This window comes from Shewanella algae (assembly GCF_009183365.2).
GTDB classification, from domain to species: Bacteria; Pseudomonadota; Gammaproteobacteria; order Enterobacterales; family Shewanellaceae; genus Shewanella; species Shewanella algae.
Window position 1 is genome coordinate 4,374,286 of the sequence record NZ_CP068230.1, and the last position, 14,943, is coordinate 4,389,228.

Genomic DNA, 14,943 nt, shown 5'->3' on the forward strand with positions numbered 1-14,943 from the left:
CTTTTGGGCGCCTTAGGGCGCCCCTTTTTTCAAGGCAAGACAAGCGCACTTCCTTGGGCCAGCTGTTGCCTGTAGGCCTGTGGTGTACAACCTGCGTACTTGCGAAACAGGCTGATGAAAGGCGAAGTCTGGTGGTAACCCAGCGTCAGTGCCACCTCCTTCACTGAAATCGCTTGTCGCAGCAGCTGCAAACTGTGGATAAAGCGATAGCGTTGCCGCCACTCGGTATAGTTCATTCCAAGCCTTGCCTGGCACAAGCGCGCCAAAGTGCGTTCTGTGGTACCTAAGGTATTGGCCCAGGCGGCAAAACTGCGCCCGCCCTCAGGCTCGGCTTCCAGCTCGGCAGCTATGGCCTGCAACATGGGATGGTCGGTTACCGGTAAAAAGGGTTGTACTTCCCTGGCCTGACTCAGCTGATCCAACAGCACCTTTAGCAGTCTTTGATCCTCAGGTGTATGTGCCAGCTCTACACCTCTTGAGTTCAAGTCCATCAAAATAGCTTCCGCTATCGGGCTCAACTCCAGCAGGCAGATATGCTTGGGCAGCCTGGCAGCCAGTTCCAGTGGCAGATTCATTGAACTGTACTGCACGCAGCGGCGCATGTAGCTCTCATGCTTTACTCCGGCCGGGATCCAGATACCGCACTGCGACAACGACATAAAGCGCCGTCCTTGAGCCACCAGTTCCATCAAACCGCCGCGGCTCAGTTGCAGTTGCCCCCAGACATGACTGTGCATGGGCGTCAGCGTATCGGGTGAAAATTGCTGGTAGTAGAAGAATACCTGCGAACCGTCACCGGGATGCTGCTCAGGTGGATGATAGATATTGGCCATATACAAATGTCCGAAGGCGGGTTGACTTTGTCTGATAACAGATATGTATATCACATAAGACGTGGAATAATCTGCCCCGTATTATCCAACCCAGGTTTGTCTGTTGAGCCTTGCCCGTAGTTCTGAGGAGCCCTGTTTTGTATCTGTTTCCCTTGTTGGCCGTAGCCATCTGGGCCGGCAATAGTCTGGTCAATAAACTTTCCGCCGGTGTCATAGCGCCGGAAGCCATCTCTTTCTACCGTTGGGCTTTTGCACTTTTGCTCTTGACCCCAGTGCTGCTCCCCGGGGTTTGGCGCCGCCGCGCCATGATCCGTCCCCATCTTGGCAAACTCGCCGTGCTGGCAAGCCTGGGAATGGTGCTGAACCAAAGCCTGGCGTATTTTGCCGCCGCGACCACCAGCGCCACTAATATGGCATTGATCACCTCTCTGGTGCCGGTTCTCAGCCTGTTACTGGCGGTGCCTTTGCTCGGGGTGAGGCTTTCCAAATTGGCACTGCTGGGCGCCTTTATCTCTTTCAGCGGTTTACTGTTTATGCTCAGCCAAGGCGACTTGGCCAGGCTGTCTACCTCAGTGGTACCCGGCGATCTCTTGTTACTGCTGGCCGCCGTGGTCTACGCCCTCTACGGCGTGCTATTAAAACGCTGGTCGCTGCAACTGCCGACCTGGGACCTGCTGTATATGCAGATACTGTTCGCCGTGTTCATGCTGTCGCCTCTGCTGCTCTTTGCCAGCAGTATCAGCATCACCCAGGCTTCACTGCCCTTGATAGCCTATGCCGCTATCTGTGCCTCGATTCTGGCGCCCTGGGCCTGGATCAAGGCGATTGCCCTGCTGGGCACAGAGAGAACCGCCATCTTTATGAACCTGATGCCAATCTTCACCGCCGTGCTGGCATCCACGTTACTGGGTGAGCAGTTGGGAGTCCCTCACTATGTCGGCGGTGCCTTGGTGCTGACCGGGGTCAGCCTGGTGCAGTATCGTGCCAGACGCCCAAGAGCCATGCTCAAGGCGGAAGCACTTTAAAGAAGGGTTGTGGCAGCGACTGATTCGCCCAGGCTTTCACTCACTCTCTCACACAATCTTTCGCACGGCCCTGGCCACTTTGTAGTGAAATACTCTTAGGAAATTCCCGCAAAGGACCAGGGCTATTGGCTGCGAAACACGCCTTGCATATAGGCACGCAAGCCGACGCAGAGCACAGATAAAACTTGTTCGCGCTCCTTAGTCAAATACCATCTCAAAAACAAAAACTTATTCTCAAATATTCTATTGAAGCCGACAGCAGTATTTCGGTAACAGGCGTAAAATATCCGAGTCGGCCCTGGCCGACCAACTGGTTGAATCACGCCGGTGTCTGACTGACCGGTATGCCAGCTGTAAGTGGATCTTAAATTGCAGGAAGCGGGGAGATAAACCCCAGCCAGGCTTTCGCTATCAATGGAATCAACACCATGAAAGAGCACAGAAACAGCAAAGAGCAAAAGAAGAAACCCATGCACTCTGCCAAGGAGAAGCGGGCCGCCAAAATGGCCAAGAAGCAGGCCAAACTCAATCCTGTGGAGAATATCAAACAAGGCAAATGACCCTCTCCCTTCACAGCCCCAGTTTGGCAATAGATAAAACGAAAGGCGCTCAATCGAGCGCCTTTCCCTTGTGCAGTGGAGTGTCAGCCGGAGCAGCAATCCCGCCGCAGCCAACGCCTGGGGATCTTGTCGTAAATCACCTTGGCCATCAGCAGCGCCAGAATAATCCCCGACCAGTTGACCACAGCCTGTGGCAGTAACTGGTGCTCTTCCCCTATCTGCGGCATCACTTCAAAACCAAAGTTCGCCACCAGCAGGTTCACCAGCATTCCGGCCAGCAGCGCCACCCCGAGTACCCCGCCAAGATAGCCGTAAAGCGCCCGTTTACCCATCTCTTTGGCGACTACGCCTAGGGTGGCTATGTTGGTAGCTGGTCCCGCCAGCATAAACACCAACACGGCGCCCGGGGAAACCCCGGCCAGCAGCAAACCTGCCGCTATCGGCGTCGAAGCAGTGGCACAGATATACATGGGGATGGAGATGAGAACCATCACCAGCATGGCCAGAATACCGCCGCCCCATTGGGCCAGGAAGTCTCCCGGCACATAGGTCTGTACCAGCGCGGCAAAGAATAACCCCACCAGCAACCAGATGGCGGTGTCACGCACCAGATCCGTGGCGGCATACTTGAGACCGGCCAACACTCTATGCAAGACAGACTTCGACTTGAGTTCAGCTGCCATGTCGTCACTGTCACAGCAGCTTGAGGCCGATTGCGATGATGAACAACATGAAGCCGTCTCTACCTTAGGTTGAGAGCAGCAGGACTGAGAGGCTTCTTCCTTGACTGAAGAGCAACAAGACGCGGCGGTGGTGCTGGCCTTAGCGGTACTGACCTTGGCCGTACTGCAGCTGTCTGCCTCTTGCACCTTGGCCGTGGCACAACAGGAACTCTGAACTTGTGTCGGCGCGGTCTTGAGAGGACTGTAGTTGGCGGCGGCTACCGGCTTGAACTGAGCCACTGTTTTGGCTTGAGCCTTCTCCGGCTCGCTCTTCTTCACTGCCTCAGAGGGCAAAACCGGCTCATCATCGCGGCCAACCAGCAAACCCGCCACTATGGCACTGCACACTGCGGCAATAGGTCTGACAATCGCCATAAAGGGGCCGAGCAGAACATAGGACACAGTGACCGAATCGACACCGGTTTCAGGGGTCGATACCAGAAAAGAGGTGGTGGCCGCCTTAGAGGCGCCGCTGCGTCTCAGGCCAACGGCGGCCGGGATAACGCCGCAGGAACACAGCGGCAAAGGCGCGCCCAGCAGGGCCGCCTTGACCGTGGTCTTGAGGCCATGGCCCCCCAATTGTTTTTGCATCCAGCTCATGGGAACAAAAACCTTCAGCAGCCCCGCCAGCACCAGCCCCAATAGCAGCCAGGGTGCCGACTCGAGAAACAGCTCAATAAAATTATCCATCAACATGATTTTGCGCCCCTACTTACACGGCTATTGGCATGACTGTGATTGTGACCCTTGCCGGTTTCGACTCTGGGGGACAGCTCATCGTCACAGGACTCCAACGCCTCCAAAATCGAACAATGCTCGGCACTTTCAGGGCCGCCACAGCAAGTGTCCGACAGTAACTGCAAAGACTGGCGGAACTGGTTAAGCTCGGCAATTTTCTGTTGCACCTTATCCAACTTGTCGTCCACCATGCCTTTGACATCGCTGCAGGCACGGTTGGACTTATCCAGTTCAATGGACAAAAGCTCGGCTATCTCCCCCAGGGTAAAACCCACCGCCTTGGCCCTGAGAATAAACTTCAGCCGCTCAGCGTCCCTGTCGCTGTAGACCCGGTAACCGGAGTCGGTGCGCATAGAGGGTGCCAGCAGGCCGTGTTTCTCGTAAAACCTCAGGGTATCGGCCTTGATATCAAAGCGCTTGGCCAGTTCACCTATCCTGTACATATGCAGTTCCTGCTAATAATTCCTATTCAAGTATAAAGCTTAGAGCTTAATCCAAGGTCAAGTGTTTTTTATCCCGCTTCGGGGTTTTGGCTTGTTCGCAGAGCAATATTGTGAAACGCGTAGAAAAAACACCGCGGCAAATCGTTTTACGTTAAAATACGGCGCGCCTTGAGGGTTCCCGGACCATTCGAGGGACTTTTGGAAAACAATGCAAATCAGCACTGCCTGGTTTTCCGAAAGATCCTTGAATATAAAAAAGTGGAATACTGTACCCAAATGAATAATGCCAGACCCATACGTCGCGCGCTCTTGAGCGTATCTGATAAGACCGGAATCCTGGAGTTCGCCAAAGCGCTGCATGCCCAGGGCGTTGAACTGCTGTCCACCGGAGGCACCGCCCGCTTGCTGGCGGATAACGCTGTACCTGTCATTGAAGTTTCAGACTACACAGGTCACCCAGAGATCATGGATGGCCGGGTCAAGACACTGCATCCCAAAGTGCATGGCGGTATTCTCGCCCGTCGTGGCCAGGACGAAGCCGTCATGGAAGCCAACGGCATAGGCCCGATTGACCTGGTGGCCGTTAACCTCTACCCCTTCGCCGAAACCGTTGCCAAGCCGGGTTGTACCCTGGAAGATGCCATCGAGAATATCGATATCGGCGGCCCGACCATGGTGCGCGCCGCGGCCAAGAACCACAAAGATGTCACCATAGTGGTTAACGCCTCTGACTATCAACGCGTACTGGCAGAAATGGCGGCCCACCAGGGTTCAACCACTCTGGCAACCCGTTTCGATCTGGCCATTGCCGCCTTTGAACATACGGCCGCCTATGATGGCATGATAGCCAACTACTTCGGCACTCAGGTTCCGGCCCACAGCAAGGACGAGTGTCATCAGGATTCCAAGTTCCCGCGCACCTTCAACACTCAGTTGCTGAAGAAACAAGATCTGCGTTACGGCGAGAACAGCCACCAGAGTGCCGCCTTCTATGTTGACCTCAACACAGACGAAGCCTCGGTCGCCACTGCCGTGCAGCTGCAGGGTAAGGCGCTGTCTTACAACAATATCGCCGACACCGACGCCGCACTGGAATGCGTCAAGGAATTTGAGCAACCCGCCTGCGTTATCGTCAAGCACGCCAACCCCTGTGGTGTCGCCTTGGGCAGCGATCTACTGGACGCTTACAACCGCGCCTTCAAGACAGACCCTACCTCGGCCTTCGGCGGCATCATCGCCTTCAACCGTGAGCTGGACGGCGCCACCGCGGCGGCCATTGTCGAGCGTCAGTTTGTTGAAGTGATCATCGCTCCTAAGGTCAGCGAGCAAGCCCGCGAGCTGGTTGCCAAGAAAGCCAATGTCCGTCTGCTTGAATGTGGTCAGTGGCAAGGCCGGACCAAGGGCCTGGATTACAAGCGGGTCAACGGTGGTCTGCTGATCCAGGACAGAGATCAGGGCATGGTGACCGAGGCCGACCTCAAGGTGGTCAGCAAGCGTCAACCTACTGCCGAAGAAATCAAAGATCTGCTGTTCTGTTGGAAGGTCGCCAAGTTCGTTAAGTCCAACGCCATTGTTTATGCCAAAGACGGCATGACCATAGGGGTGGGCGCAGGTCAAATGAGCCGGGTCTATAGCGCCAAAATCGCCGGTATCAAGGCCGCCGATGAAGGCTTGGTCGTGGAAGGTTCAGTGATGGCATCCGATGCCTTCTTCCCCTTCCGTGACGGTATCGATGCCGCTGCTGCTGCCGGTATCAGCTGCATCATTCAACCCGGTGGCTCCATCCGCGATGAAGAGGTGATTGCCGCTGCAGACGAGCATGGAATGGCCATGGTATTTACCAATATGCGCCACTTCCGTCACTGATAGTCAGCAGGCCCAAACCGGCCTGCACTGATGCAATGAACTTATCGCCGGAATGACCTCCGGCGATTCGCCGTAACAAAGCCCTGCCCGGCCTGAACCTGCCCGCAAGGCGTTAAGCGAAAAAGGATAAGAAGATGCAAGTACTCGTGATTGGTGGTGGTGGTCGTGAACATGCCCTGGCCTGGAAGGCAGCGCAATCTGCCGCCGTGGAAACCGTATTTGTTGCTCCGGGGAATGCCGGCACGGCGCTGGAGCCCAAGCTGGAAAACCTGGCGATAGAAGCCACGGATATCCCTGCGTTGCTGGCCTTTGCCAAGCAACAACAGATAGCCCTCACCATAGTCGGCCCAGAGGCCCCTCTGGTACTGGGAGTGGTCGATGCCTTCCGCACCGAAGGCCTGAATATCTTTGGCCCCACCGAAGCGGCAGCGCAACTGGAAGGCTCCAAGGCCTTTACCAAAGACTTTCTTGCCCGCCACCGGATCCCAACCGCCGACTACCAGAACTTCACTGAAATTGCCCCGGCCAAGGCCTATGTTACCGAACTTGCCGGTCGCACAGGTTTCCCTGTGGTGATCAAGGCCGATGGTCTGGCCGCAGGTAAAGGGGTGATCATCGCCCAGGATCAAACCGAGGCCGATGCCGCCATCGATGATATGCTGGCAGGCAACAAGTTCGGCGAAGCCGGCTCCAGAGTGGTCGTGGAAGAGTTTCTGCGCGGCGAAGAAGCCAGCTTTATCGTGATGGTCGACGGCAACAATATTCTGCCCATGGCCACCAGCCAGGATCACAAGGCCCGTGACAACGCCGACAACGGCCCCAACACAGGCGGCATGGGTGCTTACTCCCCGGCGCCGGTCGTCACCCAAACAGTGCATGATTGGGTCATGGCCAATGTTATCCGGCCAACGGTTGACGGCATGGCCGCCGAAGGCAATGTCTACACCGGCTTCCTCTATGCCGGCTTGATGGTTGCCACCGATGGCAGCGCCAAGGTGCTGGAATACAACTGCCGCTTTGGCGACCCCGAGACTCAACCTATCATGATGCGCCTCAAGTCGGATCTGGTGGAGCTCTGCCTGGCCGCCTGCCGTGGTGAGCTGGACAAGGTCAGCGCCGAATATGATCAGCGTGCCGCCGTCGGTGTGGTCATGGCCGCCGGGGGTTATCCGGATGATTACCGCAAGGGTGATGTTATCGAAGGGCTGTCACTCGGCAATAATGAAGCCAAGGTGTTCCACGCCGGTACCAAGATGGTCGATGGCCATGTAGTCACCAATGGCGGCCGGGTATTGTGCGCCACCGCTTTGGGCAACACAGTGACCGAGGCCCAACAGGCCGCTTATGCCTTGGTGGATGAAGTCCATTGGGACGATGTCTACTTCAGAACCGACATAGGCTATCGCGCCATTGCCCGCGAGCAGGCATAACGGCTTTCACTCAGTTAGCCAGACTCAACAGTCAACAAAAAAGCCCGGGATTTTTCGGGCTTTTCTGTTTGAACCTCAGCTTAGCTCTTTAAGGGCTTAGTTCTCTGAGGGCATAGTTCCCTGAAGGCGTAGTCACTTTAAAGCAAGGTACTGGCCATCTTGCGGCGCAGGTAGGCTATCTGCTGCATATGGGGCAAGTCTTTAGGACAATTATCCTGACATCCCAGCAGGGTCATACAACCGAATACCCCATCCTGATTGCCTATCACATGGTAGAAGTCCTCGGCGCTGCGGGCATCACGGCTATCCAGCTCGAAGCGGGCGATTTTCATCATGCCGACGGCGCCAACAAAGGTGTCGCGCATCTGCTTGGTGGCGCAGGCCGAGACACAGACACCGCACTCTACACAGCGCTCCAGTTCATAGAGTCTGGCGGCTTCCTCCGGGTCCATCGGGGCTTCCAGATGGTGGATATCCTGCTGATCCGGCTTGGGGCGCAGCCACAGCTTGAGCCTTTCAGCCAGCTCACGCATAAACTTGCCTGTGTTGACCGACAGATCCCCTATCAGCTCAAAGCCTGGCAGCGGCATCAGGGTGATCAGTCCATCTGGATATTTGGCGGTCAAGGTGCGGCAAGCCAAGGTAGGAAAGCCGTTGATCACCATGGCGCAGCTGCCGCAAATCCCGGCGCGACAGACAAAGTCGAACTGCAGCGATGGGTCCTGCTCCTCCCTGAGGCGATTGAGGGCGATAAATACCGTCATCCCCGGAGTTTCTTGCAGCTGATAGTCCACCATTTGTGGCTTGTCTCCCGCTTGCTGTGGGTCGTAACGGAAGATCCTGAAGGTTAAAGTGCGGCCACTCATGCGTTGTCATCTCCGGCAGGGTTAGGCTGAGAAGGAATTGAAGTCTGTGGGCAAGCCAGGCGGTCGCTCAGGCGCTCGTTGCCGGGGCGCAGGCTTTCCGGCAGTTCGAACGGCATCAGTGCCCGCTGCTTGTCTTCAGCGCCGGCATCCGGCCCCAAAGACGCGAGAATGGCAGCAATCTCCTGCTCGCGTTTGGCGGTATCCGGATGGGCAATGGCATTGTCGGCACCATAGCCGCGATAGCCGGGCGGCAGTTCCATCTGCATCACATCCAGCGCCTCGTAGCTGAGCACAGGCTCCAGCGCATCGGCGTCCGGCCAGCTGGCCAGGGTACGGCTGAGCCAGTCTTTGTCGTTACGCTGCGGGTAATCCTCGCGGGCATGGGCACCACGGCTCTCGGTGCGCGCCAGGGCGCCGCAGGCCACAGTCAGCGCCACCTTAAGCATACGCCTGACCCGTAGGGCCTCGACCAACTCGGGGTTGGCGTGGCGCTTCTTGCAGGTGACAACAATATTGCGCGAGCGGGCCAGCAAATCCTTGAGTTCGGCCACCGCCTTTTCCAGCTCAGGGCCGTTACGGAAGATGCCGACATAGTCCATCATCACTCTTTGCATCAGGCGCTTGAGCTCAAACGGGCTCTCGCCCTGCTCCCGAGCCAGCAGCTCGTCTATCTCCTGGTTGAGCTCATCACGGAAACGCTGCACCAGCGCCGTATCCAGCACCAGCTCCTCCTGCTCACAGAAGTCGGCCACATATTTGCCTATGATCATGCCGCCGACCACAGTTTCCGCCAGCGAATTCCCGCCCAGACGGTTAAAACCATGCATGTCCCAACAGGCCGCCTCACCGACACTGAACAACCCCTTGAGCTGCGGGCTCTCTCCTGTGTGATTGGTGCGAATGCCGCCCATGGAATAGTGCTGGGTCGGCCGCACCGGGATCCACTCTTCGGCCGGATCTATGCCGAGGAAGTTCTCGCAGATCTCTTTGACTTCCCGCAGGTTGGTTTCCACATGCTTGCGCCCCAGCAGGGTGATATCCAGCCACAGGTGCGGGCCATAGGGGCTGTCGACTCCCTTGCCCTTACGCATATGTTCTGTCATCCGCCGTGATACCACGTCACGGGAGGCCAGCTCTTTCTTCTCCGGCTCATAGTCGGGCATAAAGCGGTAGCCGTCTTTATCCCGCAGCAAGCCACCGTCTCCACGGCAACCCTCTGTGGTCAGAATGCCCACGGGCACTATGGCCGTGGGGTGGAACTGTACGGCTTCCATATTGCCAAGGGTCGCAACCCCGGTTTCCAGCGCCAGCGCCTGGCCTATGCCCTCACAGATCACCGCATTGGTGGACACCTCATAGATACGGCCATAGCCACCTGTGGCTATGGTGGTGGCCCGGGCGATATAGGCCCTGAGTTCACCGGTGATCAAACAGCGGGCAATGACCCCATGGCAGCGGCTGCCGTCGTGAATGAGTTTCAGCGCCTCGACCCGCTCATGCACCGGGATATCCATGGAGATCGCCTTATTGTCCACCGCATACAGCAGCGAGTGGCCGGTACCATCGGCGGTGTAACAGGTGCGCCATTTCTTGGTGCCGCCAAAGTCGCGGGCGTTGATCAGCCCGTGAGCCTCGGCGGCTTCTTCCAGAGTTACTTTTTCGGCATTGACCACTACTTGACGCGGCCCGGCAGTCACCCTGGTCCAGGGTACGCCCCAGTTGGCCAGCTCACGCACCGCCTTGGGAGCACAGTGGGCGAACATTCGTGCCACCTGCTGATCGCAGCCCCAGTCTGAGCCTTTGACCGTGTCCTGAAAATGCACATCTTCGCTGTCGCCCATGCCCTTGACGGTATTGCCGAGACTGGCCTGCATGCCGCCCTGGGCCGCGGCCGAGTGGGAACGCTTGGCAGGGATCAGCGACAGTACCAGGGTATCCAGGCCACGCTCTTTGGAAGCGATGGCTACCCGCAGACCCGCCAATCCGGCGCCGACAACCAACGAATCCGTATAGATGAGTTTCACGCACACTCCTTATGGGACGGCCCAATGCCGTTTGCCCTAAAGCTATCTGTTTGGGTTATCGATACTCAGCTCGCGTGGGGCCAAAAAGCCAGCAAGGACGCCAGACCTACGGCGACAAACGCCACACTGAGTATGGTTTTAATTTTTCTAAGGCGCGCCCGGCTGTTGAGATCCCGCGCCGCGCCCCATTTCAATGCCACCCGGTACAGTCCTATGGCGGCATGTAACTCCACTGTCAGCAGCAGTGGCAGGTACAAGGCCCAGGCATACTGGTTCCAAATCCTGTCGGCCGAGCCCTGTGGCCCTATGGTTTCCGGGGCCGAACCCACCAACCAAAGATGCACAGGAAGCAACAGCAAAATCACCACTCCGGTAGCAGCCTGCCACACCCACAAGCGGGTATCGCCATGATCAATTTGCACTAGTTGCTGTTTCAGAGCCTTTTGCTGCCTGAGCGACAGAGGCAACTTGTGCAAGGCCACCAACACATGCAACAACGCCAACCCGGCAACGGCTATGGCTATCAGGCTCACCACCCAGGGATAGCCGTGGCCATCGTCACTGAGAAAACTCAGCTCCATGTTGCGGGCCACCCATTCCATTGCCGGCGCCCCCAGCAATATTGAAGACACCAGCAACAGGTGAGTCCACAAAAACAGCGCCAACAACACGCCTGAAGCACTCTGCCCCAGATCCAACCAGCCGCCCCAGCGCTCACTCAGTCGTATCATGCGTATTCTCCCTGTCATCCAATGGCTTAACCGCTTAAAGATAGTAAAACCAATGTGGATCACAAAGGGCGAACGAACCCTGAGGCAGATCAAACTTCTGCCGGTTAATTTACCTTTAACTGATATTGAGTTAACCGGGAACGAACGGCTGCAGCGGCAGGCTCAGCTCATTACCTAGCAGCATATAGGTCACCAAACTGCCTAAACCAAGCAAAATAAGGTATACAATCAATAGCTTGGCTATTTTTCTCAGGCCAGTGCGGTTAAAGCTGAGGCCCCATTTCACCGCCACCCGATACAGGCCTATCATGGCGTGGATCACCACCGCAGGCAGCAGCAGGATATACAGCAGCCAGGTGTTGTCGTGCCAGACTCGGTAGGCCGACATATTGGGGCCGATTTCCGGATTGGCTATCATGGTGACCAGGTGCATGGGCACCAGGAAGAACAGGATAAAGCCGGTAGCCAACTGCCAGAACCAGGCGTGGCTGTCGCGGTGTTTGATCAGATGCAGATGGCTGCGCAGCGCCCGCCATTGGCCGAGCTGCGCCGGAAAGCGCCTGAGCGCCATGGCGGCATGCAGTATCACCACCAGCAGAATAAACACAGAGAAGAGTTGCGTCAGCAGTGGGTAACCGTGGCCACTGGCACTGAACCAACCGCCTTCCAGCACCTGCACTACCTTATAGAAAGCCTCTTTACCCAGCATGATGCTGGATTCAAAGTGAAGATGCGCCAACAGAAACATGCCCAGCAAAATGCCGCTGGCACTCTGCAGGCGATCGGCTCTGGCCGACCAGTGGTGGCTGTTGGCATGACCGAGCCAGCGCTCGGGGATGTGATATTTTGTCAGCATGTTTTTTGGGTACAGATCCTTGGGATCTACAACATAACTCACAGCCAAACTGCGCCAATGCCCAAGGAGTCTGAATGTGACCTGCCTCAATCGAAAGTGGAGGATTATCTGATCACGCTCACAAATAAACCACTTGCGGCAAAACAGAGGTAATACCAATTATCCACTACAAATCAAACGCTTATTTGAAACTTTAAAACAAAAAAGACAGCAAATTACCGTAAATCCAACCGCTGACCGAACAAACCTGAAACCGGGTTTCACTCCGCCCTCTTTACCCCGGTGTGCTGGCAAGGCCGGCAGCCTATGGCTTACAATAGCGCTTTATTGTCCCCCACGAGAGAAGATTCCATGCCCTGGATCCAGTTACGCATCCACAGCAGCAGCGAGCACGCCGAGACACTCAGCGACCTGTTGCTGGAGGAAGGCAGCGTGTCCATCACCTTTGAAGATGGTAAAGATACGCCGATTTTTGAGCCCAAACTGGGCGAAACCCCGCTGTGGGCCGACACTGTGGTGGTCGCCTTGTTCGATGCCGGCACAGATTTGACTCCCACAGTCGAGATGCTCAAGCAACTGCCCTTCCTCGAAGGCAAGCTGAACTACAAGATAGAGCAGATAGAAGATAAAGACTGGGTCCGCGAATGGATGGACAGCTTCCACCCTATTCAGTTCGGCAAGCGCCTGTGGATCTGTCCCAGCTGGCGTGAAATCCCGGAGCCCGAAGCCGTCAACGTTATCCTGGATCCCGGCCTGGCCTTTGGCACAGGCACTCATCCCACAACGGCCCTGTGCCTGGAGTGGCTCGATGGCCTGGATCTGCAAGGTAAACAGCTGGTCGACTTCGGCTGCGGTTCCGGCATTCTGGCAGTCGCCGGTCTCAAGCTGGGCGCAACCAACGCCATAGGCATAGACATAGACTACCAGGCGATAGACGCTTCCCGCGACAATGCCAAGCGCAACGGCGTAGATGACAGACTCAGCCTCTATCTACCTGAAGATCAACCCAAAGGTATTCAGGCCGATGTGTTGGTAGCCAATATTCTGGCCGGACCGCTGCGGGAACTGGCCCCCCTGATCGCCGAGTTGGTTCGTCCGGGTGGCAAACTGGCGCTGTCCGGTTTACTGCAGGAACAAGCAGAAGAGATCCGCGAATTTTACGCTCAATGGTTCGAGATGGACGAAGCCGTTCACAAAGAAGATTGGAGCCGCTTGACAGGAGTACGCAAATAGCGGTAAAGGCGGCGCCAGAGCGCACTGGCGCTGACTTCCAACCAATCAAAAGTCAAGTAAAAAAGTTTTGCTCAGGTCATTTATTGACCTTTTCACCGCTGTCAAAAAGGCGTACTATAGCGCCCCTTTGAAGAGCAAGGTGAAACAGCAAAATGCAGATTGGACCCTATCAACTGAAGAATCAGCTGATCGTGGCACCAATGGCAGGTGTCACCGATCAGGCCTTTCGCAATCTCTGTATCCGTTATGGTGCTGCCATGGCAGTGTCAGAGATGCTTTCGTCCAATCCCGACCTTTGGGACACAGACAAGAGCCGCCAGAGAATGACGCACTCGGGTGAAGAAGGCATACGCTCAGTACAAATCGCCGGGGCTGACCCCGATAATATGGCTTGGGCCGCCCGCTACAATGTGGAGCAAGGCGCCCAAATCATAGATATCAACATGGGTTGTCCGGCAAAAAAAGTGAATAAAAAGCTCGCGGGTTCTGCCCTGCTGCAATCGCCGGAACTGGTAAAGAAAATACTGGATGCCGTGGTTGCCGCAGTGGATGTGCCGGTAACGCTGAAGATTCGCACGGGCTGGGCCCCAGAACACAGAAATGGTGTTCAAATAGCCCGGATTGCCGAAGAGAGTGGCATTACGGCGCTCGCGGTTCATGGCCGCACCCGCCAATGCATGTACAAGGGTCATGCCGAGTACGACACCATCAAGGCAATCAAACAGAATGTCTCGATTCCTGTTGTCGCCAACGGGGACATCGATAGTCCGGAGAAGGCGCGTTTCGTGCTGGATTACACAGGTGTCGATGCCCTGATGATAGGACGGGGTGCCCAGGGAAGGCCTTGGATTTTCAGAGAGATCCAGCATTACCTGGACACAGGTAGCAAGCTAGCGCCCATAGGGATGGCAGAGCAGCGTCAAGTGATGCTGGAACACCTAACCAAACTGTATGATTTATATGGGGAAGTAAAGGGCGTCCGCTTCGCCAGAAAACATATGGGATGGTACCTGGACCAGGAAGAACAGCGCCAGTTCCGTGCCGACTTTAACCGGCTGGAAACCGCTGCAGAACAATGTTCCATGGTGGAACGTTTTTTTGATGAATGTGTACTAGATAAATAAAGAGCAGAATACGAATGTTTGATCAGACAACTCACACAGAAGCTCATCAGCTTACCGTAGGCAAAATCGAAACCGCTAACGGCACCATCAAGCCCCAGTTACTGCGCGACGCTGTAAAGCGCGCTGTCAGCAACTTCTTCGCTCAGTTGGACGGTCAAGAAGCTCAGGAAGTTTATGAAATGGTGCTATGCGAAGTTGAAGCACCTCTGCTTGATATCATTATGCAGCACACTCGTGGCAACCAGACCCGCGCCGCCAACATGCTGGGCATCAACCGCGGCACACTGCGCAAGAAGCTGAAAAAATACGGCATGAACTGATAACCAGTTCGCTAGGTGCTGTAACTAAAAAGGTTTACCCATAAAACGGTAAGCCTTTTTTGTTTTACCCTCCATAAAGACACTATATTGTTGATCGCCACCGACTTATCAAAGTAACACGGATAAAAATCAGCCCGATTGTTGTACCATGGAGTCTCAGTTGCAGAGGCGA

The 14,943-nt window shown here is 55.9% G+C and carries 14 protein-coding genes; 7 read left to right on the plus strand and 7 right to left on the minus strand.

The genetic code is table 11. From position 1 onward, the window contains the following. Nucleotides 1-29 precede the first annotated feature (29 nt). Entirely contained in the window at nt 30-833 is an 804-nt protein-coding gene (locus E1N14_RS19570; RefSeq protein ID WP_025011331.1) for an AraC family transcriptional regulator, read from the minus strand. 137 nt (nt 834-970) lie between these two features. Between E1N14_RS19570 and E1N14_RS19575 the strand changes: the two genes are divergently transcribed. Both E1N14_RS19575 and E1N14_RS22165 read left to right on the plus strand, forming a co-directional pair. Further along, the gene (locus E1N14_RS19575) at nt 971-1,858 is read left to right on the plus strand and encodes a DMT family transporter (RefSeq protein WP_243756802.1); all 888 of its coding nucleotides are present in this window, start codon (nt 971-973) and stop codon (nt 1,856-1,858) included. Nucleotides 1,859-2,286: 428 nt separating this feature from the next. Beyond that, nucleotides 2,287-2,418, plus strand: coding sequence for a hypothetical protein (locus E1N14_RS22165; RefSeq protein WP_096141150.1), 132 nt, complete (start codon nt 2,287-2,289; stop codon nt 2,416-2,418). 83 nt (nt 2,419-2,501) lie between these two features. Here E1N14_RS22165 and E1N14_RS19580 read toward each other — a convergent pair whose 3' ends face one another. Both E1N14_RS19580 and zntR read right to left on the minus strand, forming a co-directional pair. Next, nucleotides 2,502-3,836, minus strand: a complete 1,335-nt coding sequence (locus E1N14_RS19580; RefSeq protein WP_025011332.1) for an SO_0444 family Cu/Zn efflux transporter — start codon at nt 3,834-3,836, stop codon at nt 2,502-2,504. Continuing rightward, entirely contained in the window at nt 3,830-4,321 is a 492-nt protein-coding gene (gene zntR / locus E1N14_RS19585; RefSeq protein WP_028781380.1) for a Zn(2+)-responsive transcriptional regulator, read from the minus strand. The genes E1N14_RS19580 and zntR overlap by 7 nt, the downstream gene beginning before the upstream one ends. Before the next feature lie 276 nt (nt 4,322-4,597). Here zntR and purH point away from each other — a divergent pair, with 276 nt between their 5' ends. Next, a complete protein-coding gene (purH, locus tag E1N14_RS19590; protein WP_028781381.1) occupies nt 4,598-6,187 on the plus strand; it encodes a bifunctional phosphoribosylaminoimidazolecarboxamide formyltransferase/IMP cyclohydrolase in 1,590 nt (529 codons plus the stop codon). Nucleotides 6,188-6,321: 134 nt separating this feature from the next. Further along, entirely contained in the window at nt 6,322-7,617 is a 1,296-nt protein-coding gene (purD, locus tag E1N14_RS19595) for a phosphoribosylamine--glycine ligase (protein WP_025011333.1), read from the plus strand. Between the two features lie 137 nt (nt 7,618-7,754). Here purD and E1N14_RS19600 read toward each other — a convergent pair whose 3' ends face one another. The 4 genes from E1N14_RS19600 to E1N14_RS19615 form a co-directional block, all read right to left on the minus strand. Next, nucleotides 7,755-8,483, minus strand: coding sequence for a fumarate reductase iron-sulfur subunit (locus tag E1N14_RS19600; RefSeq protein WP_025011334.1), 729 nt, complete (start codon nt 8,481-8,483; stop codon nt 7,755-7,757). Continuing rightward, a complete protein-coding gene (locus E1N14_RS19605) occupies nt 8,480-10,507 on the minus strand; it encodes a fumarate reductase flavoprotein subunit (protein ID WP_062793750.1) in 2,028 nt (675 codons plus the stop codon). The genes E1N14_RS19600 and E1N14_RS19605 overlap by 4 nt, the downstream gene beginning before the upstream one ends. 65 nt (nt 10,508-10,572) lie before the next feature. Continuing rightward, complete coding sequence (locus E1N14_RS19610) at nt 10,573-11,238, minus strand: fumarate reductase cytochrome b subunit (protein ID WP_025011335.1); 666 nt, start codon at nt 11,236-11,238, stop codon at nt 10,573-10,575. A gap of 130 nt (nt 11,239-11,368) precedes the next feature. Beyond that, the gene (locus tag E1N14_RS19615) at nt 11,369-12,094 is read right to left on the minus strand and encodes a fumarate reductase cytochrome b subunit (RefSeq protein ID WP_025011336.1); all 726 of its coding nucleotides are present in this window, start codon (nt 12,092-12,094) and stop codon (nt 11,369-11,371) included. A 351-nt stretch (nt 12,095-12,445) separates the two neighbouring features. On the opposite strand from E1N14_RS19615, the gene prmA reads away from it, so the two are divergent. The 3 genes from prmA to fis all read left to right on the plus strand — a co-directional run bounded on the left by prmA (nt 12,446) and on the right by fis (nt 14,771). After that, nucleotides 12,446-13,327, plus strand: coding sequence for a 50S ribosomal protein L11 methyltransferase (gene prmA / locus E1N14_RS19620; RefSeq protein WP_025011337.1), 882 nt, complete (start codon nt 12,446-12,448; stop codon nt 13,325-13,327). A gap of 152 nt (nt 13,328-13,479) precedes the next feature. Beyond that, the gene (dusB, locus tag E1N14_RS19625; RefSeq protein WP_025011338.1) at nt 13,480-14,451 is read left to right on the plus strand and encodes a tRNA dihydrouridine synthase DusB; all 972 of its coding nucleotides are present in this window, start codon (nt 13,480-13,482) and stop codon (nt 14,449-14,451) included. 14 nt (nt 14,452-14,465) lie between these two features. Further along, nucleotides 14,466-14,771: a DNA-binding transcriptional regulator Fis gene (gene fis, locus E1N14_RS19630; RefSeq protein WP_025011339.1), complete on the plus strand. Its 306-nt coding sequence runs from the start codon at nt 14,466-14,468 to the stop codon at nt 14,769-14,771. The last annotated feature ends 172 nt before the right edge of the window (nt 14,772-14,943 follow it).